Below are 24,667 nucleotides of genomic sequence, written 5' to 3' on the forward strand. Positions count from 1 at the left end.
CGGCGTACCGGCACCGATTGGCGCCGGTACGGATGCGCATGACGCCCTTACGCCTGCGACGCCTCGAAGATCGCGCGGAACTCGGCCTTTTCGTCGTCCGTCAGCGGCTGCAGCGGCATGCGCGCGTTGCCGACCTCGAAGCCGGCGAGTTCGCAGCCGTACTTCACCTTCTGGATGAACTTGCCCGACTCCATGCTCGCCATCACCGGGAACAGCGAACGCATCACATTCTGCGCGCCCGCAATGTCGCCTGCCGAGAATTTATCGTAGAAGCTCACGACCTGTTTCGCGAAGCAGTTTGCCGGCCCGCAGATCCAGCTCGTCGCGCCCCACAGGAAGAAGTCGAGCGCCTGGTCGTCGGAGCCGCACGACAGCTGGTAGTGATCGCGGTACTTGCCGCCGATCTCGATCGCGCGCAGCAGGTTGCCGCTGCTTTCCTTGATGCCGATCACGCGCGGATGATCCTTGAACGCGTCGAGCACGCCGAAGCCGACCTCGACGTTCGTGCGCACCGGATAGTTGTACAGGATCACGTTCACGTCGGTCACCGCGGCGAGAATCGCGTCGTAGTGCCCGATCAGTTCGTCCTGCGACGGCAGCGCGTAGTACGGCGGCGCGATCAGGATGTTCGTGTAGCCGGCGTCTCGCGCCTGGCGGACCTGCTCGATCACCTCGCGCGTCGACGAGCCGTTCGCGCCGGCGATCAGCGTGCCGCGGTTGCCAACCACTTCGCGCACCGTCTTCATCACCGCGCGGCGCTCGTCGTTCGTGAGCGCGTAGTACTCGCCGGTCGACCCCAGCGGCACGAAGCCGCTGACGCCCGCGGCGAGCTGGAATTCGAGGATCGACGCGAGCGTGTCGTGATCGACCGCGCCCGATGCATCGAACGGCGTGACGAGGGCGGGCAGAATGCCTTTCAGTTGCATGAGATTTCTCCGGCTTGGGTGAGAGCGTTGCGAGTTAATAGGCATAGCGCCTGAGCATCCTGGACTCCACTACGCCGACTAGGCGGGTCAGCGGAAAGGCGACGAGGAAATAGATGACGGCGACGGTCGTCAGGAACTCGACGGGCCGCGCGGTGCTGTTCGACACGTTCTGGCCGACGAACATCAGGTCGGCGATCCCCACCGACGAAATGAGCGCGCTTTCCTTGAACAGGCTCACGATGTTCGACAGCAGCGGCGGAATCGCGCGCAGCAGCGCCTGCGGAAAGATCACGTAGACGATCTTCACGTGCGGCGACAGGCTGAGCGCGATGCACGCGTCGTGCTGCTCGCCGGCGATCGACTTCAGCGAGCCGCGAAACGTCTCGCTCGTGATCGCGGCCATGTACAGCGTGAGCGAGATCAGCACCGACAGGTACGGCGGGATCGGCAGCCGCAGCACGACCGGGAAGCAGAAGAACACCCAGAACAGCTGGATCAGCAGCGGCGTGCCGCGGAAGAATTCGACGAACGCGGCGACCGGCCCGCGCAGCCAGCGCGACGGCGACATCCGCAAGAGGCTCAGCACGAAGCCGAGCAGGCTGCCGACGAGCGCGCACGTGACGGTGAACGCAAGCGTCAGCCCGAGGCCTTTCGCGAGCACGAGCCAGTACGGCCAGACGACGGCAAAATCGAGATTCACGACGGGCTCCTCAGCGCTGGACGGCGACGTCCTGGCGGCGCTCGATGACATGGACGAGTTTCGCGATCGGCAGCGACAGCGCGAAATACACGAGCGCGACGACCGAATAGGTTTCGAGCGGCCGGTACGCTTCGGTCGCGATGCTTTTCGCGACGTACATCAGGTCGGCCACCGCGACGATCGCCACCAGCGCGCTTTGCTGCAGGCTGCCGATGCCGTTCGTCAGCAGCACGGGCATCGCGCCGCGCAACGCCTGCGGCAGCACGACGAAGATCGTGCGCTGCCACGGCCGCAGGCCGAGCGCCACCGCCGCGTCGAGATGCTCCTTCGGCACCGCCTGCACGCCCGCGCGGTAGGCCTCCGCGTTGAACGCGGTCAGGTTCAGGCCGAGCGCGAGCACGCCCATCACGATCGGGTCGATGAACACGTCGACCATCATCGGGATGCAGTAGAAGAACCAGATGATCTGCAGCAGCGCCGGCGTGCAACGGAAGAATTCGATGAAGAGTTGGGCCGGCCAGCGCACGATCGCCCAACGGCTCATCGCGAGCAGGCACAGCATGAAGCCGAGCACGAGGCCCATCGCGTTCGCGGCCACGGCCAGCACGACGGTGACCTTCAGTCCGTCGAGCAGCGCGCCGAGGCTGCCGGCGAGGAAGCCGAAATCGAAGTGGTAGTTCATGGCGTCGGCCTCAGTCGAGATGCAGGACTTTCTCGAGGAATTCCCGCGTGCGCGCTTCCTTCGGACACTTGAAGATCTGGTCCGGCGCGCCTTCCTCGACGATCTTGCCGTTCGCGCAGAACACGACGCGCGTCGCGATGTCCCGCGCGAAGTGCATGTCGTGCGTGACGATGATCATCGCCATCTTCTGCTCGGCGAGCTGCAGCATCACGTTCTGGACTTCGACGACCATCTCCGGATCGAGCGCGGACGTCACTTCGTCGAACAGCATCAGCTTCGGTTCGAGCATCAGCGCGCGGGCGATCGCCACGCGCTGCTTCTGGCCGCCGGAAAGCTGGCTCGGATATGCATGCAGCTTGCTTTCGAGGCCGAGGCGCGCGAGATACATGCGTGCACGCTCGGTCGCGTCCGCCTTCGACAGCCCGCCGACGCGCACCGGCGCGAGAATCAGGTTGCCGAGCACCGACAGGTGCGGAAACAGCGTGTAGTGCTGGAACACCATGCCGACCTGCTTCTGCAGCTTCGCGTCGATGCGCCACCCGCCGCGCGCATCGCCGCCGCGGATGTACGACGCGCCCTGGAACGCGATCTCGCCGCGCTGAATGCCTTCGAGGCCCATCATCACGCGCAGCAGCGAGCTCTTGCCGCTGCCGCTCGGGCCGATGATCACGAGCCGGTCGTCGGCGCGCATGTCGAGGCTCATGCCGTCCATCACGACGAGGTTCGGACCGTACGCCTTGTGCACGTCGCGCAGCCGCACGAAATCGCCGTCGGGCGCGGACGCGGCGAAGTGCGTGGTCGAAAGGGGATGCATGGCCGACCTGACGGCCGTCGTTTGTGGCGACAACATGACAGTCTCTCCAGCGGCGCCCGACGTCGGCGCGCAAAGTGCGAATCGGAAAATCGGCGCCCGGCGTCGGTTCGCCGGGCTCGTTCGTGCGACCGGTGCTTACTTGCCCGGGGCCAGCATGGCCTGTACGGAGGTCTTGATGAGACGGTTCACCGCGCCCGACTTGACCTGCTGCGAGAGGTAGTCGTTGAGGACGTCGAGGTCGGCCTCGGGCGTGTCCTTGCGCAGGCCGAACGCCACTTCCTGCTGCGCGAGCGCCGGCGCGGGGTTGAAGCTGGCCGCCCAGTCCGGGTGCGCTTCCGTCAGCAGCATGTTGGTGATGTTCGCGTCGGCGAGCAGGTCGGCGCGCTTCGAGATCAGCGACAGGCGTGTCTCGTCGTTGCCCGGCAGCCGCATGATCCGCGCCTGTTTCAGTTCGGCCGAGATCGCCTTGTCCTGCGACGTGCCGGACATCACGGCGATCGTCACGTTCGGCTTGTCGATGTCGGCGAGCGAGCGCAGGTTCTTCGCGATCTTCGGGTTGTTCTTGTTGTAGACGAACGAGACGTTGTAGTCGGTCGCCGGCGCGGAGAACGCGACGGCCTTTTCACGCTCGGGCGTGTCGTTCAGCGCGAGCGACAGGTCCCATTTGTCCGATTGCAGGCCGGCCACGATGTTGTCCCAGCTCGTGTCGACGAATTCCACCTTCACCTTCAGCACGTTCTGCCCGAAGTCGCGGCACAGATCCGAGAAGAAGCCGCTGTAGGCACCCGTCTTCGGGTCACGCATCACGTACGGCGGCGCGACCGCGGCGCCGCAGCGCAGGACGCCGGCCTTCTTCACGGCGCCCCAGGCGTCGGGCCCGGCGGCGTGGGACGGGGCGGCCGCGACCAGCGATGCCGCTGCCACGGTGCACGCGGCGATTTGACGGGTGAAACGAGACAGTCGATTCATGGTGACCTCACTTGAGATGGGTAAACCCGTATGCCTGCTGCTTTCTACACACATCAGTGTGTGTTTTGTTGTGTGCAGCGTTGTGTGCATATTAGGAGGGCAAAAATCGGTGTGTCAACGAGAAATTGCGCTGTGGGGTGGTCGGGTTTTCCCGAGGCGCGCGCGGGGCGCGGCGCGGGAAAGCGAACGGAGAAGGGCTGTACGACACGGGGCCGGGGCGGCCGCGCGAAGTCGGGGACAGGAAAGATCAGGGGATTGCAGCGATCGCTTCAACGGGGGCGCGCGAATGCCGATGCGTGCGGGTGTGCTGCGGGGAGAGAATGGGCTGCTAAGTGGTTGCAAGCGCAACCGTATGACGGAACGGGCGAGCATGGTGTCGCCGCGCCGTCGGTCTCAGAACAATTGTCCTTGCCCCGAGATCACGCGTTCGAAATCGTCGCGCAGGAACGGCAGGATCGCGTCGGCGACCGGCTGCAGCTGGCGGCTCACGTAGAACGCGTAGTCGATCGGCGAGCGCATCGTCTCGAGCGGTTCCGGGCCGGCCGTCGTCATCACGTAGCTGATCCAGCCGCCGCGCTGGTACTGCAGTGGCCGGCCGCGCGCCTGGTTGAATTCGTCGGCGATCCGCGCGGCACGCACGTGCGGCGGCACGTTGCGCTGATATTCGCTCAGCGGCCGGCGCACGCGCTTGCGATAGATCAGTTGCGCGTCGTATTCGCCGGCGAGCGTGCGCCGCACGTAGTCGCGAATGAAGTCCTGGTACGGCTCGCGCTTGAACACGCGCCGATAGAGTTCGCGCTGGAATGCCTGCGCGAGCGGCGTCCAGTCGGTGCGCACCGTTTCGAGCCCCTTGAACACGAGGTCCTCGCCGCCGTTCGCCGCGCGCGCGAGGCCTGCATAGCGCTTCTTGCTGCCTTCCTCCGCGCCGCGCACGGTCGGCATCAGGAAGCGACGGTAATGCCGCTCGTACTGCAGCTCAAGCGCGCTTTCGAGCCCGAAGCGATCGCGCAGGTGCGTCTGCCACCAACGGTTCACGTGCTCGACGAGCGCGCGGCCCTTGGCGGCTGCTGCGTCGTCGTCGTGCTCGCGCCCGAGCCACACGAAGGTCGAATCGGTATCGCCATAGATGACTTCGTAGCCCTGCGCCTCGATCAGCTCGCGCGTGCGATGCATGATCTCGTGGCCGCGCATCGTGATCGACGACGCAAGGCGCGGATCGAAGAACCGGCAGCCGGTCGAGCCGAGCACGCCGTAGAACGAATTCATGATGATCTTCAGCGCCTGCGACAGCGGCGCGTTGCGCTGGCGTTTCGCTTCGTCGCGGCCTTCCGACACGCGCCGCACGATGTCGGGCAGGCAATGCGCGGTGCGCGAGAAGCGCGCGCCGAGAAAGCCGGGCACCGACGTGTCGTCGCCCGGATGCGCGAGCCCTTCGATCAATCCGGCCGGATCGATCAGGAACGTGCGGATGATCGACGGATACAGGCTCTTGTAGTCGAACACGAGCACCGAGTCGTACAGGCCGGGGCGCGAATCCATCACGAAGCCGCCCGGGCTGTTCTGTCCGGTCACGTCGCCGAGGTTCGGCGCGACGTAGCCGAGCCGGTGCATGCGCGGCAGGTACAGGTGCGTGAACGCGGCGACCGAGCCGCCGGTGCGATCGGCCGCGAGGCCCGTGACGGTCGCGCGTTCGAGCGCGAAGGACAGCAGGTCGGCCTTGTCGAAGATGCGCGTGACGAGTTCGCAGTCCTTCAGGTTGTAGTGCGCGAGTGCGGGCTTGTCGTGATCGAAGCGGCGCTGGATCTCGTCCATCCGCTGATACGGATTGTCGATCGACTTGCCTTCGCCGAGCAGCGACTGCGACACGTATTCGAGGCTGAACGACGGGAACGTCCACGTCGCCGATTTCAGCATGTCGATGCCGTCGAGGATCAGGCGGCCGGCCGCACCGGCGAAGAAGTGGTCGGGCTGCTGGCCGTGCGCGCGCCACTCGAGCACGCTGCCGCCGCGCCCGAGCTTCAGCGGCACGCCGTACTGTTCCGCGTGCGCATGCAGGATGCGCAGGTCGAACTGCACGAGGTTCCAGCCGATCACCGCATCGGGATCGTGCTCGGCGAACCAGTCGTTGAGCCGGGCGAGCATCTCGGGCCGGCCGTCGCAGTAGTCGAGGCGGAAGTCGACGGCCGGCGCGTCGCCGTTCGGCGGGCCGAGCATGTAGACCTGCCGCTGTCCGCAGCCTTCGAGCGCGATCGAATACAGCTCACCGTGGACGCTCGTCTCGATGTCGAGCGACACGCAATGCAGTGTCGGACGATAGCCGGTCGCGGGTTTCAGTTCGCCGTCGGTCAGCGTGCCGTCGCGGCCGGCCGTGCCGCGAAACTGCACGGGCGCCGTGATGAAGCGCTCCATCGTGTAGCGGTCGGGCGGCTGCACGTCGGCTTCGTACACGTCGACGCCGGCCGCGGCGAGGCGTTTCTGGAGTCCGGACAGATGGCGGTAGCGGCGGCAGTAGAGGCCGGCGACCGCGCGCTGACGGAAGTCGCGCAGCGCGAGCGGGCGCAGTTCGGCATCGCGCTCGCCGGCCAGCGTGCGTTCCGCGAGCGCCTGCTGCTCGGCCGGCACGAACGCGACGGCTTCCTGCGGGCGCAGCCGCACGCGGCGCGGACCGTGTTCGGTTGCCAGCCAGAACTCGATCTCGATGCCGGATGCGGTGTCCCGCCAGTGGCGGGTGAGGATGAAACCCTGCTCGAACGCCGTCAAAACGCTTGCTCGTCGTGGATGCCCAGGCGGCGGATTTTAGCGCCTCTCGCGCGGTTGCCACGCGTCGATCGGATGCGAAATGGGGGCCGAGCGAGCGGCGATGGCGCTCGACGGCTCGCACGGTGCCCCGTTCCGGTATCCGGACCGGCCGGCGATTCGTTGTCGGCGATATTGTTGACTGATGTGTCCATAATGATTATCCTGCCGTCATGGTGAGACCACGTGAATTCGATCGGGACGAAGCACTGGAGCGCGCGTTGCGCGTTTTCTGGGAGAAGGGCTATGCCGGCACGTCCACGGACGACCTGTTGAGGGCGATGAACATCGGCCGGCAGAGTCTGTACAACGCGTTCGGCGACAAGCGCAAGCTGTACGTCGAGGCGCTCGAACGCTATCAGTCGGACAGCGTGTCGGGCCATGTCGCGCGGCTGGCGGGGCCGGCATCGGCGCTGGCGGGCGTCGAGGCATTGCTGCTGGGCGTGATCGCCGGCAATGCGGAACAACGCGCGCTCGGTTGCATGGGCGTCAATTCGATTTGCGAGTTCGGCGCCGCAGATCCCGAGCTAGCCGAATTGCGCGAGAAGGCCGGCGCGTTGCTGATGAAGCGGCTCGTTGCGCGCGTGCGCGAAGGGCAGGATACGGGCGAGATCGACCGGTCGATCGATGCACGCGAAGCCGCCGGCTTCGTGCTGACGACGATGCAGGGTATCCAGCTCGGCGCGCGCGCCGGCGCACGGCAGCAGGCGTTGCGGACGACGGCCGAATTCGTGGTCGATCGGCTCCGCGCACCCGCATAGACGGAAAGGCGAACGCGCCGGCGCAGCGGTCGGCGCATTTTTTTGGTTTGTTTTTGACTGATTAGTCCATAAAGGAGCGAACCATGACGAAGAATTCGGATGGTGCACGCAAGGTAGCGATCGTATTCGGCGGCGCGCGCGGGATCGGCGCGGGCATCGCGCGCAGGCTTGCGGCCGACGGTGCGGACGTGGCGCTCACCTACGTGTCGGCACCGGAGCGTGCGCAGGAGACGGCTGCCGCAATCGAGGCCGCCGGGCGGAATGCACTGGCGATTCGTGCCGACAGCGCGAGCGCGGACGAGATCCGGCAGGCCGTCGCGCAGACGGTCGAGCGCTTCGGGCGGCTCGACATCGCCGTGGTCAACGCGGGCATCCTGAAGATGGGCGAGATATCGGAAGTCAGCGTCGACGACCTCGACCGGATGCTGGCCGTCAATGTGCGCGGCGTGTTCCTCGCCGTTCAGGCCGGCGCGGCGCATCTGACGCAAGGCGGCCGCATCGTCACGATCGGCAGCAATGCGGCCGTGCGCAGCGGCTATCCGGGCTCGAGCGTCTATTCGATGACGAAGGCCGCGGTGGCCGTGATGGTGAAAGGCATCGCGGTCGATCTCGCGCCGCGCGGCATCACGATCAACAACGTGCAGCCGGGGCCGGTCGCGACAGACATGACGGCCGATCTGCTGGATCACGTCCGGCCGCTCATTCCGCTCGGGCGTGCCGGCAGTCCGGACGAGATTGCGGCGCTCGTGGCGTGGCTCGCGAGTGCCGAATCGGCCTACATGACGGGCTCCAGCCTGACGATCGACGGCGGGATGGCGCTGTAGTGCGATGCAGCCGTGCGCAACGTCAGGATCGCGCTGCGTGCGGCATCGCACGCGCCGCGCCGGTCGGCGCCTGAGCCAACATGTGGGCCGATACGTAGGCCAACACCTAAGCCGGCATCGATGCGAAATCCCGCTTCAGGTGTTCCGGCCGCTGCGGCCGCTGATACAGGTAGCCCTGCGCATACTGGATCCCGACCGCATGCAGCGCGCGATGCTGCTCCTCCGTCTCGACGCCCTCGGCAATGATCTTCAGGTCGTAGTGGTGTGCCAGCGCCGCGATCCCTTCGATCAGCCTGGCATTGCCGGTGGTCAGCTGCGAGATGAACTGGCGATCGATCTTCACGTAGTCGAACGGAAAGCGCGACAGCATGTCGAGATTGCTGTGATGGGTGCCGAAGTCGTCGATCGCGAACTTCGCGCCCGTCGCGCGCAGCGCGGCGAACATCGCGGTGGTGCGCGCATTTTTTTCGAGCAGGATGCGCTCGGTCACCTCGAGCACCAGGGTGAAGCCCGGCGGAAGCCGGCGGATCGTGTCTTCGACGACGGACACGAAGCGCGCGCGTTCGAGATCCTTCGGCGCGACGTTGATCGCGATGCGCAGCGGCATCGACGGCGTGAGCGCGGTCAGTTCCGACACCGCCGTCCGCAGCACGAATTCGGTCACCTTCGGCAGAATTGCGCTCGATTCGACCTGCGGCACGAACACGGCCGGGCTGATCGCCCCCCATTTCGGATGATGCCAGCGCAGCAACGCCTCGACGCCCACGGTCCTGCGCGTGTCGACGTCGACGATCGGCTGGTACACGACGTGGAACTCGTTGCGGTTCAGCGCATTGCGCACGGCCTTCAGCAGCAGCCGTCGCGGCGCCATCGCGAGCAGGTAGGCTGCCGCGACGAGGCCGTTCACCAACAGCGCGATCGTCACGCAGATCAGCCGGTACTGCCGATGCACCTGCGAGACGTAGGCTTGCGACGAGATCACGGAAACCGTGAACGGCCAGGTGCTCGAAGTGATCGCGCTGCCCGCCGCCGGGGCCGCGCCGAACGGCGGCACGAACGCGCCATGCTGATCGAGGCCGCCCGTGCCCTCGATCGACAGCGTGGCCGTTTCCGCGCCGAAGCGGGTACCGTGCGCGAGCACGTCCGCCACATAGTCGCCTTCGACCAGATACAGGACGCCCGATTGGTGCGCGGTCGCGCGAAACGCCGCCAGCACCGGAACGCGATGCTGAAACGGCGTCTGCGGAAGCAGCGCGATGGCGGTCATCCCCGGTTCCGGCGCCTTCAGGTATGCATCGAGCGAGACGTCGATCGGACCGAGCGCCGACGAGCATGTGACGCGGCCGTTGTTGGCCAGCCCGACGGCCCGAAGATAACGCAGGTGAGTGCCTACTTCGGCAAGTGTCCGGAAGATTGCCGAGCAGGGCCGTCCGACCAGGGCGTTCAGTTCGTCCGGGTGCCGTGAGCGAATCCCGTCGAGGATGTGGTTGACCGAGGCCACGATGTCGTCCGCGACGACGCGTTCGTGTCGGGCAACCGATTCGCGCGCAAGGCGATCGGCAACGACGAACGCCAGCACGAGCACGAGCATGCAGATGAGCAGGGCAACGGACAAGACGACGTGTGGCCACACCCCGCTGCGCTGGAATGCGGGCTTCGGGCCCGGCGCGGGCGTGGAGGTTCCTCGGGTCGCATTTGTTGTTGTACGCATGGGTATGCAGGTCGAACCGTTTGATGGATAGACGCGGAGCATGCGCCGTGCCTGGCCGGGGCACGGTAATTCGCGCCGATAGCGGCACGCTGGTCGATTCTACGCTCGCGAATCGCATCAGGGGTGGGATCGCGGCGGGATCGGGGGCGACACGTTTTTCGATGCATGCATTGAATATGCATGTATGTTGGCATCGCACGCCCGAAAAGAGCCCCAGCCGCATCGGTGTGCGGCCGGGACAGAAGACACCGTCTCTTGGCACGAGGATGGTGCGCCGGAAGTATATGACGTGACGCGCGATTGCGAAATAACGTTAGTCAAAAAATCGCTTAATTTCTCAATTGATGCTCGTCAAGAAATATTTGCATGGTGCGTCACGTCCGGCGATCCAGTCCCTGGATCGCCGTGAAAACGAGGTCCATCCAGCGTGCGGCGGGTTTCTTTCAGCGCGCGTGCAGGCATGGACGGCCGCGCGTCAGAAGTCGTCGCGCATCTTGTGGAGCAGGTCGCGGGGCGATTGATGCGTGTCCACGGCGGTGAGGATGTCGGTCAGGAACCAGGGCAGGTTCAGTTGCGCGTCGGAATCGCCGACGCACACACGGATCGGCGGGGCCTTCGACGCGGCGTGGGCGCCGGGCGTCGTGGCGGCGGACGTGGAGGACGGTACGCAGTTTCTCGCTTGCTGCGGAACCGGCGACGCGGCACCGCCGGCGAGCGCCGGCAAGCTGGCGGCGGCAAGCAGGATCAGGATGACGAACGGGGCGGCGCGTTTCATGTGAATCTCCGGCGGTGCAGGTTCGACACCGTTGGCGAATCGGAGTTCGGCGCCGTCAATGGCAGTCAGCGATCAGCGTTCTGGCCCCGCAGGCCGCGAGGCCAAACCGTCGATGCCGGCGTTTCATTCGCTCGCGCGGCGCTCGCGGCGCGTGACGCCTGTTCGAGATCGTCGGTCTGGCGCAACTCGGCGAGCAGCGCGCTCGCCTGCCGCTCCATCATCTGCAGCAGCGCGTCGTCGGGCTGGCGCGCTGGTTCGAGGCCGTGTTCGACACGTCGCGAATCATCGCGCGCATCACGGTCGCGACCCGCGCTATCTCGACAGGAACGACGGCGGCGTGCTGATCGTCTTCGACCGGATGTTCGGCACGTATGTCGAGGAAACGGAGCCGGTCGACTACGGCATCACGCAGCAGATCCGTTCGTACAACTTTCTGGCGCTGACTCTCCATGAATTCGTCGGCGTGCGGCGCGACGTGCTCGCGCCGGGGCCGATCGGGCAGCGGCTCAGGCATCTGTGGATGCCGTCCGGGAGATGCGGCCGGGGCAGCGGCCGATTCATACGTGGCGTGTCGAGCGGAAGGGCGAGGACGAAGGCGCCGCGGCCGAACGCGGTGTGTAACCGATCGCACGCGCCGGATCGATCGTTCAAACGTTAAGAATCGTTTGAATCGCCGGCAGAGGCTTGCGATGCCGAAGGCGCTCATTTATCGTGCCGCCAAGACGGCGCCGACACGGCACGTCAAGCCAGATCGCAAGGAGCATTCGTCATTACCGCATTCAATCGTCGCACGCATATTCGTGCCTTTCTCGTCGCATCGGTCGCGTATCTCAACCTGTCGCAGCCCGCGTCGGCGGCCTACACGGAATCGTGGATGAGCGACCACGACGTCAAGGCGTACGCGCACCAGGTCAAGCATCCGTCGGTAGCGGCGAGCGGTGTGACGGCCGTGAAGCCGGGGCAGCAAGCCGTTCGTTCGAAGCCGAGTGCGCCTGCCGCCGCGCATGTCGACGCGAAACCAGCGTCGAAGGCGCACGCGGCGCCCGCGAAGACCCGTAAGGTCGAACATGCGGTCAGCGCCGATCCGAAGGCGCACGTCGCCGCGAAGCCGAAGGTCGCGCGGGCGGCACACACGAGCGCAGCCATTCGGCATTGATGCGGTACGCAGGCCAGCGCGCGTCGATCCGTCGATGCACGCGGAGATAACCGAAGCACTCGACGATCGTGGAGAACCGCATGTCGTTGATGGACCGCCTGTTGTCGCGCGGCGTACAGAACAACGCGTCGAGAAGGCGCGTGATCGTGCGTGTCTGGCTCGACGAGCACGGGCGTGTCCGCGATCTCAAGGTCAGGCGAAGCAGCGGCGACGCCGTGCTCGACGAGAAAGCGCTGCACGCGATTGCCGTGATGCGCTTCCCCGGCGGGCATCTCGGCTCCGGCGGGAAATCGGCCAGGCGTTGGCACGATCTCGATTACCCGGTGGACTGACGGCGCGTCACGGATATCCGTAGCAGCGCTTCAACACCGCATAGTCATGGAAGTGACTCCCCGGCGCGATCTTCGCGCCGTCGCACACCGCCTGGGAATCCGTCTCGCGCTCGTAGTACAGCATCTTCACGATGAGCCGCGAGCCGTTGCGATACACGTCCCATTGCATGTTCGCGGCCATCGGCGACATCGGGTCGCCGCGCCACGGATTGTTCTCATACGTGCAGGTCCGCGCCTGCGGCGTCGGCACGAACACGTTCTTCAGGTTTGAAGCGGACGGAACGAGGCAGGAAGCGCGTCGTCCCGTCTCCGGGTAGGCTCGGTCGAGCCCGAAGCGTTGCAAGCAACTTTGACGGCAGAATGCCAGGATTTGGTCGGGTAATCGTCGGCGTCACGCCGGATCGCGACAGGCCGGCGCGAGCCGGCCCGTATGCAGCGACTCAGGTCAGTGCACGCCTGCCGATGCGATCGATCGCACCGTGTCGGTGATACGCACGCAACGCGACAGGCCGAACGTCTCGGCTTCGCGGCGTTCCGGTTCGCTGCTCGCGACGGCCACCGCGCGCTCGGGCGGCACGCCCAGCGCCTGCAGCGCGACGTCGAACGGATGCTGGTTTGATACGGAGTCCTGCTGGTTGGCGTCGGTCACGACGACCGAGAAGCGGTCGAGGTTCGCACGGCCGAACTGGCCTTCGAACATGTCGCTGAGCCGGGCGGCCGGCAGCGTCGTGACGAGACCGAGTCGATATCCTTGCTCCGACGCGCTGTCGAGCCACTGGATGATCGCATCGCGCTGGTTGCGCGATTCGTGCGAATCCGGTGTCGCTTCGATCTGCGCGAATGCGGCGTCGAGACGGGTGACGATGGCTTCGATGACCACGGTGATTCCTCTCCTGAGACGTGACGATCCGTTCGCGGACGGGAATGCCCCACACCTTAGCGTCGATCCGGAAATTGCGACCAATTAATATTTATAGTCGACTCATACGATTCGACTAATGAATGGGGCGGCGAGCCAACGCCGGCGCGGGATGGGCGCGATCCCATGTTTTCCGGATGATTTGCATCGTATCGACGGGCTTCAATGTGATGCACCAAACGTGCGCACGCAACGAATGCACCGGATGTGTGCAGATAAGAAAACGGCGTATCGGGCGAGGTGCGCCCGATACGCCGTCTTGCGATGCCGTGTGGAAGTCGGCGATCAGTGCAGCTTGATCGACGGCTGGTTGCGGCTTTGCAGCCAGTGGCTCAGCGACTGGAACAGCGCACGCTTCAGTCCGTACACGCTGAACAGATGCTTGCGGTACAGGAACTTGTACAGCCCGATCGCGGCGAGCCCGTCGACGATCAGCGAGCGCGAACGCACGCCGAGGTCGGCCTGATACACGGCGCCGGCCTGGCCGAGCGACACGACGGTGCCCGCGTCGCGGAACGTGAAGCACGCCACCGGCTTGCCGGCGAGGCGCCGCGCGAGCGCTTCGCCCAGGTACACGGCCTGCTGGTGCGCGACCTGCGCGCGCGGCGGCAGGAAACCGCTCGCGTCGGCCGACGGACACGCGGCGCAGTCGCCGAACGCGTACACGTGCGGATCGTCGGGCGTCTGCAGCGTGTCGGTCACGATCACCTGGTTCGACCGGTTGAGCGCGATGTCGCCGAGTTCCCGCAGGATCGCGGGGCCCGCGACGCCGGCCGCCCAGATCGTGATGTCGCTCGCGAGCCGCTCGCCGGTCGCGGTCGTGACCGCATCCGCGCCGACTTCCGCGACGCGCGTATCCGTCAGCACGTCGACGTTCAGCGTGCGCAGTTGCGCGTGCATCTTGGCCGACAGCCTGGCATCGAGCGCCGGCAGGATGCGCGGGCCGCCCTCGATCAGCCGGATGTGCACGTCGCGTGCGGACACCAGCGCCTTGAAGCGATACGTCGTCAGCTGCTGGATCGCATGGCGCAGCGCCGCGGCCAGTTCGACGCCCGTCGCGCCCGCGCCGATCACGTTGATGCAGATCGGTGCCGCGCGCCGCGCCGGCTGCTGCTCGGCCAGGTGGTTCGCCTTCGTGCAGGCGGCGAGGAACTTGCGGCGGAAATCCTCGGCCTGGTCGAGGTTTTCGAGCGGCAACGCGTGGCGCGCGGCGCCCGGCACGTTGAAGAAGTTCGTCACGCTGCCGACGGCCAGCACGAGATCGTCGTAGCCGAGCTCGCGCTGCGGCAGGATCTCCGTGCCGTCCGCGTCCTGCACCGCCGCGATCGTCGCCGTGCGTGCCGCGCGGTCGACCCGCTGCAGCTCGCCCTGCACGAAGCGGAAGCCGTGGCGCTTTGCCTGCGCCGCGTATTCGATCGTGTGCGAGGCCGGATCGCGATGGCCGGACGCGGCTTCGTGCAGCAGCGGCTTCCAGAAGTGCGTCGGGTAGCGGTCGACGAGCACGACCTCGGCCTGGCCGCGGCGGCCGACCGTGTCGCCGAGGCGCGTGGCGAGCTGCAGGCCGCCGGCGCCGCCGCCGACGATCACGATGCGCGGCACGCGCGGTGCGCGATCCGTTGCAAGGGTAGGCGTGATGGTGTCCATGTTGTGGCTCCCGCTGATGACGATTCGGATGACATTGCTCAAGAACCGACGATATAGTTTTGAACCTACGCGAACAATTTAATGTTTATAAGCGACTCATATGTATTCACTTATAGGAAAGACCGCGACGTTCCGGCAGCTGAAGGCGCTGGACATGATCGCGCGGCTCGGCAGCGTGTCGCGCGCGGCCGAGGAGCTGAACCTGACGCAGCCGGCCGTGTCGCTGCAGGTTCGCCTGCTCGAGGAGGCCGTGGGCGCCGCGCTGCTGCAGCGGGTGGGGCGCGGCGTGCAGCTGACCGCGGCCGGTGAAATCGTGTCGCGCTATGCACGCGAGATCCTGCATCTATGGAGCGAGGCCGGCGACGAAGTGGCCGCGCTGACGGGCGATCTCGGCGGCACGCTGCGGATCGGCGCGATCACGACGGCCGAGTATCTGATCCCGCCGCTGCTGGTGAAATTCACCGCGACGCGTCCGCATGTGAAGACCTATTTCAAGGTCGGCAATCGCGACGACATCATCCGCATGCTCGCGACGCATGAAATCGATCTCGCGGTGATGGGCAGCGCGCCGAAGGAGCTGCGCACGCACGCGGTCGAGTTCGCGAAGCATCCGATGGTGTTCGTCGCGGCGCCCGGCCATCCGCTGATGCAGCGCAAGCGTGTCGCGCTGAAGGATCTCGAATCCGCGCACCTGCTCGTGCGCGAACGCGGCGCGGGCACGCGCTCGACCGTCGAGAGCCTGTTCAAGACGGCCGGCTACCGGTTCCATGTGGGCTCCGAACTGTCGAGCAACGAGGCGATCAAGCAGATGGCCGAAGCGGGGCTCGGCGTCGCGTTCCTGTCGTTGCACGCGTGTGCACTCGAGCTGCGCACGGGGCTGCTCGGGCAGCTGCCGTTTCCGGGCAACCCGATCGAGCGCGAATGGTATGTGGTCACGCTCGCCGACCGGCGGATCTCGCAGGTGACGGGGCTGTTTCGCGACTTCCTGATCAAGCAGGGCGCGCCGGTGATCGACGGCGCGACGGTGGCGCCGCACGAGCGGCGGCGCAAGTAGGCGGATGAGGGCGGATGAGTGCAGTGTGTGCGTGCCGTGTGTTGCGGCGGTTAAACGATCCCGAAGTCGTCGTTGCTGTCGGGAATCGACGCGAGCAGCCGTTCGAGCCGGTACCAGCCGATCATGCGCAAGCACCATGCTGCGAGGGCGGTCCGGTCGATGCGGGAGGCGAGGCGGGAAGGACGGCGGGCGGCGCGGGACGGTGAAGCGGGGGTGAGCGCCGCGCGTTGCGGGCAGTAATGGGGCATGACGGTCTCCGTAGGTGTCGGATGAGGTCATCGTAAGCGGCGCGGCGCCCGCCGGCGCGCATGCAAGGATGGGCGGGAGCAGAAACGGATGATCTTTTTCCGCTCGGCGCGGACATGGTCGTGCAAGCCCGGCAAGCGGCCCGGAAAAGCGTCACAATGCGCGTTCGACACCCGATCTGGTGGAGGGGAACCATGAGCGATCCGATTCTCGCGGCGCCGACCGACAACGGCGTGCCGGTCAGCCTGCGCTCCAGCCGCGGGCTTGGCTGGCGCGGCTTCGGCGCGTCGCTGCTGGAGATTCGCGCGGGCACGTACCGGATCCCGGCCGCCGAGCATCACCGCATCGGCGTGCATATCGGCTCGCCCGTGCGCGCGGATTGCGTGTGCGATGGCGAACGCGTGTCGCGCATCCAGGCGCACGGCGACATCGACGTGATTCCCGCCGGCCTGCCGGGCCAGTGGACCGACAGCGCCGATTGCCGGATCCTGCACGTCGCGCTCAGCGACACGTTCGTGCGGCGCACGTTCGAGCAACTCGAGCTGAAGCCGTCGCAGGCGCAGATCCGCCGGCGGCTGCAGGTGCGCGATCCGCGCCTGCAGCACATCGCGTGGGCGATGGCCGCGGAACTCGAAGCGGAAGACGCGTCGGATCCGCTCTATGCGGAGAGCCTGTGCACGGCGCTGGTCGCGCGGCTGGTCGACAGCCAGCCGGTGTTTCGCGAGCGCCGGCGTACGCTTGCGCCGAAAACGGCGGCGCGCGTGATCGACTATGTCGAGGCCAACCTCGAACGCCGGATGACGATTGCCGAGCTTGCGGCGCTCGTGTCGATCAGCGTGCCGCATTTCAAGGTGCTGTTTCGCGAGACGCTCGGAATGCCGGTGCATCAGTACGTGGTGCGGCGCCGGGTCGAGCGTGCGAAGGCGTTGCTGCTCGAAGGCCGGCTCAGCATCAGCCAGATCGCGCTCGAAGCCGGATTTGCGCATCAGAGCCACATGGCGAACTGGATGAATCGCGTGCTGGGCGTGACGCCGACGGAGATCGCGCGGTCGGGGGCGCGGGGCGGGCTGCGGCTCGCTTATGACGGCGAGGACCGTTGATCGACCGCTGTGCCGGATTGGACCCCGCGGCGGCCGACGTTCGGTGAGCCCATTGTCTGCCGGGCGTGGGCAATGCGTTGCTCGGACTGCTTCAATTCGGCCAGCAATACCCGGTCGGGCTCCAGGGCAATTGTCCGACAGCCTGCTGGACAATTGCCGGGGCCGGCGACGCAGCGGACAAACTCGGCAACCGACCAATCCGTCATCCGTTCCTGTTCCGATCATCCGTCTGTGCGCGTCACGTTGGCCGTGAGCGCCGACAATCACCGCACTTTCATCCCCCGGGAGCGGATCGTGTTCGTGATCTTCGGAGCATCAGGCAACGTCGGACTGTCGACTGTAACGACCCTGCGCCAGGCAGGCCATCCCGTGCGCGCGGTGCTGCACGACGCACGCCGGCGCGAACGCTTCGCGCAGCTCGGCTGCGACGTCGCGATCGCCGACCTGACGGACGCCCGCGCGGTCGCCGCGGCGATCGATGGCGCGCAAGCCGTGCAGATGCTGTGCCCGGTGCCGGTCGCCGACAGCGACCCGGCGGCAACGATGGAGCGGACGATCGACCTCGTGACCGACGCGCTCGTCGCGAATCCGCCGCCGGCGCTGCTCGCGCTGTCGGACTATGGCGCGGAGCGCGACGGCAACACGGGCATCACGCGGCTCTTTCATCGTCTGGAGGCAAGGCTGAGGACGGTTCCGACGCGGCTCACGCTGCTGCGCTCGGCCGAACACCTGCAGAACTGGACACGCGTGCTGCCCGTCGCACTCGCAACCGGCGTGCTGCCGAGCTTTCACCATCCGGTCGACAAGGTGTTCCCGACGGTCTGGGCGCCCGATGTCGGTGTCGCGGCGGCGCGGCTGCTGCTCGATTCCGCCGAAACCGGCAACGGGCCGCGTATCGTCAGCATCGAAGGGCCGCGGCGCGTGAGCGTGCGGGACATCGCGGATACGCTCGGCGCGGTCGCGGACCAGGAGATCGTCGCGCGCGAACTGCCGCGCGACGCATGGACCGCGACGTTGTTGCGCGCGGGGCTCAGCGAGCGTCATGCGCGACTGATCGTCGATCTCCATGACGTGCACAACGCGGGGCAGATCGATGTCGAGGCCGGCGTGTCGGAGCGGGCGTATGGCACGACGACACCGGCGGAGGCATTCGCGACGCTGGTGCGCGAGCATGCTCGGTGAGCGATGCGGCGGTTGAAAGGGCGCGCCGCGCGTTACGCCTGTCGCCGCGCCCTGCTCGTCACCACATACGCGACCGATCCGATCACGATCCCCCAGAACGCGGAGCCGAGCCCGAGCCACGTCATCCCCGATGCGGTCGCGAGGAACGTGATCACCGATGCCTCGCGATGCGCGTCGTCCTCGAAGATCCCGTGCACGTTCGTGCCGATGGCACCGATCAGCGCGAGCCCCGCGAGGATCGCGACGAAGGCCTTCGGCAGCGCGAAGAACAGCGTGACGATCGTCCCCGCGAAGAGCCCGCCGATCAGGTAGATCACGCCGTTCGCGATGCCCGCGATGTAGCGCCGGTCCGGATCCTCGTGCGAGTCCTTGCCGGTGCACAGCGCCGCGGTGATCGCCGCGACGACGATCGTGATCCCGCCGAAGCACGCGACGACGAGCGACATCACGCTGGTCGCGGTGATGATCGGTCGCGCGGGCGTGTGATAGCCCGACACGCGCAGGATCGTCATCCCCGGCAGGAACTGGCCGGTGAGACTGACGACGACGAGCGGCAGCGCGAGGCTGAGCGTGGTGCCGAGCGTCCATTCGGGCGCGATGAAGATCGGCCGCGCGATGCTCGGCGACACGTTGCCGAGATGGGTCATGCCGAGCAGCGTCGCGAGCGCGGCGCCCGTCAGCAGCACGAGCACGATGCTGTAGCGCGGCAGCAGGCGCTTGAAGATCACGTATGCCGCGATCATCCCGAACCCGAGCACCGGCTGCGCGGTCGCGGCGGAGAATGCGTGCATGCCGAACGGCAGCAGGATGCCGGCCATCATCCCGCACGCGATGCCGCGCGGAATGTGGCGCACGAGCCGGTCGAAATAGCCGGTGATGCCGATCACGAGGATGATCAGCGCGGCCGTGATGTACGCACCGACGGCCTGGTTCAGCGTCAGTTGCGGAAAGAGGCCGACGAGCAGCGCGGTGCCGGGTGCCGACCACGCGGTCACGACCGGCACCTTCAGTTTCCAGCTCGCGAACAGGCCCGACACGCCCGCGCCGATCGAGATCGCCCAGACCCACGAAGCCACCATCTCGTTGGACGCATGCGCGGCCTGCGACGCCTGGAAGAAGATCGCGAGCGGACCCGCGTAGGAAATCAGCACCGCGAGAAAGCCCGCGGTGACCGCGGAGACGGACCAGTCGTTGCCGATCGAGCGGATCGCGCCGGGCGAGGTGTTCGGTTGCATCGTCGTAGGGGAGTGTGGCGCGCGGCCGGGACGCCGAGTCGGGGCGAATGATTGTTGGAAGCCCCGGACGAGCCGTCATTCTGGGCATTGCCGGTGAAATTGGCAATTCGCCGATGAAGATCGGCGTCGTCGGCATTTCGTAAGAAATTCGCGCAGGGGCGGCCGTGCGGCCGTGCGCGTGCGTCGCCGAAGCGGGCGGCTTCACGGCGAAACGCGGCGCGATCGTGTGCTAGGTACTGATCTGGAGATACCCGTCGACCGCGGCGACCTTCGCACCGCTGCCCGTCGACAGCGACGCCGTGCCCTGGTCGAACGGATGCACGGGCGTGTCGGTCGGCGTCCACGCATGGCGCGCCAGCAGTTCGCGATACCCGCCGCGGATCACGAAGCCGCCGCATTTCTCCGCATAGGCGTCGCGCCGCATCCGGTACGCGCGCGGCAGGTCGTACCACGGGAGCGTCGGCAGGTCGTGATGCACGAGGTGATAGTTGTTGTTCAGGTACAGCAGCCGCATCGCGAAGCCGGCCTCGTTGATCACGATGCGTGCCTTCGGGTGCCGCGCGGCGCGATGCTCGTACAGCGAACGGATCATCGCGAGCGACAGCGCGGGCCACGTGACCGCCAGCAAGTAGTACCACCACGGCACGCCGATTGCCCACTGCAGCCATGCGAGCAGCGCGATCACGCAGGCGGCGTGCGTGATCCACATCCGCAGATGGCGGAAGTCGCCGTGCCGGAACGCGGCGAACGCGCCGGCGAACATTGCGGCGACGCTCGTCGGCGGCCCGAACACGAGACGTCCGGCGAAGGTGGTGCGCGCAACCGTCAGCGCGCGACGCCAGCGCGGCTGCCGCGCCCACCGCTCGCGCGACACGTAGTTCGTTTCCGGGTCGACGCCCGGCACGGTCAGGTCCTCGTCGCGGTGATGGTCGAGGTGCGTGTCGCGATAGAGCGTGTACGGATACCAGATCGTCAGCGGCGGATAGCCGAGCAGCCGGTTCACGAATGCGGAACGCGTCGGATGGCCGTGCAGCAACTCATGCTGCAGCGACATGTGCCACGTGCCGAGCAGGATCAGCGGCGGCGTCGCGGCCGCGAGCGACAGGCGCTCGGCACGCACGAGCAGCAGCACGGCGAGCCAGCCGCCGTAGATCGCGACGACCAGCAGCCAGGTCGGCCATTCGGTGCGGGCAGTGAAGCGGGCGTCGAGCGCGGCAATCGCGCGTGCGTGGTCGACGTCGAAGTATTCGGCCATGGTGCTGGGGCGGGATGAAACGGGTGATGCGGGTAGCGGACGATCGCACCCGTACGGGGCACGATGCGATTGGCCGATATGCGTCGCGGCTTGCGGTCAGCCGCGAAAGCGAACGCAGCATGCGACGGCATCGCGACACTGGAACGCTAACCGGGCCGCGTAGTCAGGCCAACCAAGCAATTCGCATTTGCTTATCGCTGCGCGGCCGATAAGCATTGACTGCCCCCGCCGCGCGCCGGACCCCGCCGAAGCGCAAGCGAACGGGCTTTCTCCAAGGCACCGCCGATGCGTAGAATGCCCGCATGAGCCCATGGATCGCTGGACTGCCGATGTACAACGTGACGCCGCGCCACGCCGCACTGTGGCGCGCGCTGCTGCGCGATGCGCTCGACGCGTTCGCGCGCACCGGCGGGCCTGCCGGCGTCGCGCTGCTCGACGAGCCGTTCGGGGATCTGCACGCGCTGTGGCGACGCGACGACCTGCTGCTGTCGCAGACGTGCGGTTATCCGTACCGGATGCTCGGATTGCGCGATGCCGTGCACTTGATCGCGACGCCGGCCTTCGATGCGCCCGGCTGCGACGGCGCCCGCTACAGCAGCGTGCTGGTCGTGTCGGCGCGCGTGCATGCGGGCGGCGCGACGACGCCGGCTGCCTGTCGCGGATTGCGGGCCGCATTCAACGGCGCGGATTCGCACAGCGGGATGAACGCGTTCCGGCATGCGGTCGCGCCGCATGCGCATGACGGACGTTTCTTCGGTTCGGTCGTGTCGTTCGGCTCGCACCTGAACGTGCTGCGCGCGCTGGCGGACGGCGACGCCGATTGCGCGGCGATCGACTGCGTGACTTTCGCGTATGTGCGCGATGCGCAGCCCGAGCTGTTGAACGAGATCCGGATCATCGGCATGACGGCGTCGGCACCGGGGTTGCCGTTGATTGCGTCGAAGGCGCTGGAAGGGCGACTCGTGGGGGCGTTGCAGGATGCGCTCGATCACGCGGTCGCGGTCGATCCGGAACGGGCGCACGCCCTGCGGCTGAAGGGATTCGAGCGCCTGCCGCCGGACGCCTACGACACGATTGCCCGCTTCGCGCTGGACGCGGCCGCGCAAGGGTATCCCGACCTGGCGTGAGCGCGTCGTCCGCGCGGCGGTGCGCTAGAACGGCAACGTACCGGGCGGCGCATTGCGCACCACGGCGAGCGTGGTGCCGATATGGTCTTCGAGCGCGAGTGCCGCGCGCGCGTCGGCGCGGCGCATCGCGGCCTCGAACAGACACGTGTGCTCCGCATGCACGTCGCGCTTCGAATCGCCGAGCCCGATGCACACGCGCCGGTAGCGTTCGCTTTGCTGCGACAGCATGCGCAGGATCAGGTACGTCCAGGGCGTCGCGGCCGCCGAGATCAGCGCTTCGTGAAAGCGCCGGTTGCACGCTTCCCATGCGGCGCGGTTCTCGATGGACACCGGCTGTTCCCAGGCCGACAACTGGTCGAAGCTCTGCCGCACGCGCTGCGCCCAGGCGTCGTCGCCGCGCCGCACGGAGTCGCGCAGCGCATCGACCTCGATATGAATGCGCAGCCGCGTGATCGCCTCCAGATCGTCGACCGACATCGGCGTCACGCGAAACCCGCGCTGCCCTTCGGCGACGACCAGCGCGTCGCTGACGAGCCGCGTGAGCGCCTCGCGCAGCGTGCCCGCGCCGACGCCGTACACGTCCTTCAGATGCTCGACGCGCAGCTTCGCGCCGGGTGGGTAATGCCCTTCGATGATGTGCTGCCGAAGCTGGTGATACGCGTGCTCGCTGAGCGTGCGGGCGTGCGGCTCGGCGGTATCGTCGGCGGCCGGCTCGAGCGCCGGCAGCGGGTCGTCGAACGGATGGGCGGGCAGGATGGTGTTCATGTCACGCGTCCTCCTGATCCTGTTTGCGGTTGAGCCGATAGCTGAGCTGCGCGCGCGTCAGCCCGAGCAGGCGCGCGGCGGCCGACAGGTTGCCGTTCGCGCGGTCCACGGCCTCGTGCAGCAGCGCCCGCTCGAGGCCGTCGAGCCCGCCGCCGCCCTGCAGCTGGTCGAGGATCGATCCGCAGTCGATCGACATCGCGGCCGCCGGCCGGATCTGTCCGGCCCGGTCGACCGTTGCCCCGCCGGGCGACCCGACACCGGGGAACAGGTCCTTCGCGTCGACCGGGCGGTTCGGGCGCGACAGGATCACCGCGCGCTCGATCAGGTTCTCGAGTTCGCGCACGTTGCCGGGCCAGCGGTAGCCGCGCAGCGCGTCGTAGGCGTAGTCGGTCAGCGTGGGCGCCGGCTTGCCGTGCACGGCCGCGAAACGTTCGAGCATCGCGTCCGCGAGCGGCGCGATGTCGTCCTGCCGGTCGCGCAGCGGCGGGATCAGCACCGGGTAGACGTTGATCCGGTAAAAGAGGTCGGCGCGAAAGGTGCCGTCGCGCACCGCCTGCTCGAGATCGCGGTTGGTTGCCGCGACGACGCGGACGTCCACCTTCCGGCCGTCGGTCGCGCCGAGCCGCTCGACCTCGCCCTCCTGAAGCACGCGCAGCAGCTTCGCCTGGACATCGAGCGGCAACTCGCCGATCTCGTCGAGAAACAGCGTGCCGCCGTCCGCGCGCTCGAAGCGCCCCGCGCGCGCGGCTTGCGAGCCCGTGAACGCGCCTTTCTCCGCGCCGAACAGTTCGGACTCGATCAGCGCATGCGGAATGGCCGCGCAGTTGATCGCGACGAACGGCTTCGGCGCGCGCGGGCTGAGGCTGTGCAGCGCACGCGCGAAGCGCTCCTTGCCGACGCCCGTTTCGCCGGTGAGCAGCACGGCGACCTTGGTCGGCGCGGCCGTCTCCAGCAGTGCATACGCCGCGCGGAACGCATCGGAGCGGCCGACGAGACGGGTCCGGCCGTCGTCGGGCGTCATCTCGAGACGCAGCGATTCGACTTCGGTCTGCAGGTCGCGGATCGTGTTGATCAGCGAGTCGGCCTTGAACCACGACGCGATCTCTTCCGCGTCGGGCCATTCGTCGGCCGGCTTGCCGACGATCGTGCAGTGCGGGTCGTTCATGCCGACGCAGGTCGTCTCCTTGAACAGGATCTGGCGGCCGATGAACGCGCTCGTGTAACCGGTCGCATAGCCGATCAGCATCCAGCACACGGGTTCCGGCTGTGGACCGAACGTGCGGCGGTGCACGTCGGCTTCCCATGAATGTTCCCAGCGGTATTCGCAATAGAACGCGCCCGTTGCGGGATCGGCCTCGAAACGCAACGGCGTGACCTGCACCGCGCCTTCGAGCATGTGCAGCTGCGGGCCGACATGAAACATGTCGAACAGCGACGCGCCGCTGCGGATCTCGCGGGCGAGCGCGGCGTCCCGCTCGCCCGCGGCGAAGCCGACCCGCGTGAAGAAACGCCGCGTCTGCGCCGGGCCGACGCTTTCCATCAGTTCCTGGCGCAGCGTCGCCAGCGCGCCGGCATGCAGCAGCACCATCCGCTGTCCGGCCAGCCAGATGCGGCCGTCGCTCGCCGAAAAATGGATCAGCTTGCGCAGGTCGGTGTCCGGCGGCAAAGGGGGCAGGCTGGGCCGCGTCATGTCG

General features: G+C 67.2%; 25 protein-coding genes and 1 pseudogene. 8 read left to right on the top strand and 18 right to left on the bottom strand.

Features of this window, described 5'->3' with window-relative positions; genetic code table 11:
- Nucleotides 1–47: 47 nt before the first annotated feature.
- The 6 genes from DIE23_RS15020 to DIE23_RS15045 form a co-directional block, all read right to left on the bottom strand.
- Nucleotides 48–926 carry a dihydrodipicolinate synthase family protein gene (locus DIE23_RS15020; RefSeq protein ID WP_124612849.1) on the bottom strand — a complete coding sequence of 293 codons (879 nt, stop codon included), beginning with the start codon at nt 924–926 and terminating at the stop codon, nt 48–50.
- A 34-nt stretch (nt 927–960) separates the two neighbouring features.
- Entirely contained in the window at nt 961–1,626 is a 666-nt protein-coding gene (locus DIE23_RS15025) for an amino acid ABC transporter permease (RefSeq protein ID WP_124612850.1), read from the bottom strand.
- A gap of 10 nt (nt 1,627–1,636) precedes the next feature.
- On the bottom strand, nt 1,637–2,308 hold the full coding sequence (locus DIE23_RS15030) for an amino acid ABC transporter permease (RefSeq protein ID WP_124612851.1): 672 nt from the start codon (nt 2,306–2,308) through the stop codon (nt 1,637–1,639).
- 10 nt (nt 2,309–2,318) lie between these two features.
- The gene (locus tag DIE23_RS15035; protein ID WP_124612852.1) at nt 2,319–3,158 is read right to left on the bottom strand and encodes an amino acid ABC transporter ATP-binding protein; all 840 of its coding nucleotides are present in this window, start codon (nt 3,156–3,158) and stop codon (nt 2,319–2,321) included.
- A gap of 99 nt (nt 3,159–3,257) precedes the next feature.
- Complete coding sequence (locus DIE23_RS15040; protein ID WP_124612853.1) at nt 3,258–4,091, bottom strand: ABC transporter substrate-binding protein; 834 nt, start codon at nt 4,089–4,091, stop codon at nt 3,258–3,260.
- Nucleotides 4,092–4,484: 393 nt separating this feature from the next.
- Nucleotides 4,485–6,851: a DNA polymerase II gene (locus DIE23_RS15045; protein WP_124612854.1), complete on the bottom strand. Its 2,367-nt coding sequence runs from the start codon at nt 6,849–6,851 to the stop codon at nt 4,485–4,487.
- Between the two features lie 209 nt (nt 6,852–7,060).
- Between DIE23_RS15045 and DIE23_RS15050 the strand changes: the two genes are divergently transcribed.
- Nucleotides 7,061–7,648, top strand: a complete 588-nt coding sequence (locus DIE23_RS15050; RefSeq protein WP_124612855.1) for a TetR/AcrR family transcriptional regulator — start codon at nt 7,061–7,063, stop codon at nt 7,646–7,648.
- Between the two features lie 83 nt (nt 7,649–7,731).
- On the top strand, nt 7,732–8,472 hold the full coding sequence (locus tag DIE23_RS15055) for an SDR family NAD(P)-dependent oxidoreductase (protein WP_185646455.1): 741 nt from the start codon (nt 7,732–7,734) through the stop codon (nt 8,470–8,472).
- Nucleotides 8,473–8,578: 106 nt separating this feature from the next.
- Here the strand turns inward: DIE23_RS15055 and DIE23_RS15060 are convergent, their stop codons facing one another.
- The 4 genes from DIE23_RS15060 to DIE23_RS39540 all read right to left on the bottom strand — a co-directional run bounded on the left by DIE23_RS15060 (nt 8,579) and on the right by DIE23_RS39540 (nt 11,472).
- Nucleotides 8,579–10,225 carry an EAL domain-containing protein gene (locus DIE23_RS15060; protein ID WP_124612856.1) on the bottom strand — a complete coding sequence of 549 codons (1,647 nt, stop codon included), beginning with the start codon at nt 10,223–10,225 and terminating at the stop codon, nt 8,579–8,581.
- Nucleotides 10,226–10,658: 433 nt separating this feature from the next.
- On the bottom strand, nt 10,659–10,958 hold the full coding sequence (locus tag DIE23_RS15065) for a hypothetical protein (RefSeq protein WP_124612857.1): 300 nt from the start codon (nt 10,956–10,958) through the stop codon (nt 10,659–10,661).
- Between the two features lie 65 nt (nt 10,959–11,023).
- Nucleotides 11,024–11,179, bottom strand: coding sequence for a hypothetical protein (locus DIE23_RS40165; protein ID WP_260436071.1), 156 nt, complete (start codon nt 11,177–11,179; stop codon nt 11,024–11,026).
- Nucleotides 11,176–11,472 (bottom strand): hypothetical protein, encoded by a 297-nt coding sequence (locus DIE23_RS39540; RefSeq protein WP_185646456.1) that lies wholly within the window; start codon nt 11,470–11,472, stop codon nt 11,176–11,178. The genes DIE23_RS40165 and DIE23_RS39540 overlap by 4 nt, the downstream gene beginning before the upstream one ends.
- A gap of 360 nt (nt 11,473–11,832) precedes the next feature.
- On the opposite strand from DIE23_RS39540, the gene DIE23_RS15080 reads away from it, so the two are divergent.
- Together DIE23_RS15080 and DIE23_RS15085 are read left to right on the top strand one after the other, a co-directional pair.
- Nucleotides 11,833–12,114 carry a transcriptional regulator gene (locus tag DIE23_RS15080; RefSeq protein WP_124612858.1) on the top strand — a complete coding sequence of 94 codons (282 nt, stop codon included), beginning with the start codon at nt 11,833–11,835 and terminating at the stop codon, nt 12,112–12,114.
- An 80-nt stretch (nt 12,115–12,194) separates the two neighbouring features.
- A complete protein-coding gene (locus tag DIE23_RS15085; protein WP_124612859.1) occupies nt 12,195–12,446 on the top strand; it encodes an energy transducer TonB in 252 nt (83 codons plus the stop codon).
- A gap of 7 nt (nt 12,447–12,453) precedes the next feature.
- On the opposite strand, the pseudogene DIE23_RS15090 reads toward DIE23_RS15085, so the two are convergent.
- The 3 genes and pseudogenes from DIE23_RS15090 to DIE23_RS15100 form a co-directional block, all read right to left on the bottom strand.
- Nucleotides 12,454–12,726: pseudogene (locus tag DIE23_RS15090) on the bottom strand (histidine-type phosphatase); the annotation flags it as partial.
- A gap of 165 nt (nt 12,727–12,891) precedes the next feature.
- Entirely contained in the window at nt 12,892–13,326 is a 435-nt protein-coding gene (locus DIE23_RS15095; protein ID WP_014900564.1) for a hypothetical protein, read from the bottom strand.
- A 324-nt stretch (nt 13,327–13,650) separates the two neighbouring features.
- On the bottom strand, nt 13,651–15,009 hold the full coding sequence (locus tag DIE23_RS15100) for an NAD(P)/FAD-dependent oxidoreductase (RefSeq protein ID WP_124612860.1): 1,359 nt from the start codon (nt 15,007–15,009) through the stop codon (nt 13,651–13,653).
- Between the two features lie 100 nt (nt 15,010–15,109).
- On the opposite strand from DIE23_RS15100, the gene DIE23_RS15105 reads away from it, so the two are divergent.
- Nucleotides 15,110–16,063 carry a LysR family transcriptional regulator gene (locus DIE23_RS15105; protein WP_124487108.1) on the top strand — a complete coding sequence of 318 codons (954 nt, stop codon included), beginning with the start codon at nt 15,110–15,112 and terminating at the stop codon, nt 16,061–16,063.
- A gap of 50 nt (nt 16,064–16,113) precedes the next feature.
- On the opposite strand, the gene DIE23_RS15110 is transcribed toward DIE23_RS15105, so the two are convergent.
- Nucleotides 16,114–16,311 (bottom strand): hypothetical protein, encoded by a 198-nt coding sequence (locus tag DIE23_RS15110; protein WP_124612861.1) that lies wholly within the window; start codon nt 16,309–16,311, stop codon nt 16,114–16,116.
- A 192-nt stretch (nt 16,312–16,503) separates the two neighbouring features.
- Here DIE23_RS15110 and DIE23_RS15115 point away from each other — a divergent pair, with 192 nt between their 5' ends.
- Together DIE23_RS15115 and DIE23_RS15120 are read left to right on the top strand one after the other, a co-directional pair.
- Entirely contained in the window at nt 16,504–17,409 is a 906-nt protein-coding gene (locus DIE23_RS15115; RefSeq protein WP_124612862.1) for an AraC family transcriptional regulator, read from the top strand.
- Nucleotides 17,410–17,703: 294 nt separating this feature from the next.
- Nucleotides 17,704–18,591: an NAD(P)H-binding protein gene (locus DIE23_RS15120; RefSeq protein ID WP_124612863.1), complete on the top strand. Its 888-nt coding sequence runs from the start codon at nt 17,704–17,706 to the stop codon at nt 18,589–18,591.
- Nucleotides 18,592–18,623: 32 nt separating this feature from the next.
- Here DIE23_RS15120 and DIE23_RS15125 read toward each other — a convergent pair whose 3' ends face one another.
- Nucleotides 18,624–19,826, bottom strand: coding sequence for a benzoate/H(+) symporter BenE family transporter (locus DIE23_RS15125; protein WP_124612864.1), 1,203 nt, complete (start codon nt 19,824–19,826; stop codon nt 18,624–18,626).
- A gap of 229 nt (nt 19,827–20,055) precedes the next feature.
- On the bottom strand, nt 20,056–21,081 hold the full coding sequence (locus DIE23_RS15130) for a fatty acid desaturase (RefSeq protein ID WP_124612865.1): 1,026 nt from the start codon (nt 21,079–21,081) through the stop codon (nt 20,056–20,058).
- A 302-nt stretch (nt 21,082–21,383) separates the two neighbouring features.
- Between DIE23_RS15130 and DIE23_RS15135 the strand changes: the two genes are divergently transcribed.
- Nucleotides 21,384–22,208 (top strand): phosphate/phosphite/phosphonate ABC transporter substrate-binding protein, encoded by an 825-nt coding sequence (locus tag DIE23_RS15135; RefSeq protein WP_124612866.1) that lies wholly within the window; start codon nt 21,384–21,386, stop codon nt 22,206–22,208.
- Nucleotides 22,209–22,232: 24 nt separating this feature from the next.
- On the opposite strand, the gene DIE23_RS15140 is transcribed toward DIE23_RS15135, so the two are convergent.
- Both DIE23_RS15140 and DIE23_RS15145 read right to left on the bottom strand, forming a co-directional pair.
- Nucleotides 22,233–22,973 carry a GntR family transcriptional regulator gene (locus DIE23_RS15140; RefSeq protein WP_124612867.1) on the bottom strand — a complete coding sequence of 247 codons (741 nt, stop codon included), beginning with the start codon at nt 22,971–22,973 and terminating at the stop codon, nt 22,233–22,235.
- A 1-nt stretch (nt 22,974) separates the two neighbouring features.
- A complete protein-coding gene (locus DIE23_RS15145; protein WP_124612868.1) occupies nt 22,975–24,663 on the bottom strand; it encodes a sigma-54-dependent Fis family transcriptional regulator in 1,689 nt (562 codons plus the stop codon).
- Nucleotides 24,664–24,667: the final 4 nt, after the last annotated feature.

The sequence above is a fragment of the Burkholderia sp. Bp9143 genome, from assembly GCF_003853645.1.
Lineage (GTDB): Bacteria > Pseudomonadota > Gammaproteobacteria > Burkholderiales > Burkholderiaceae > Burkholderia.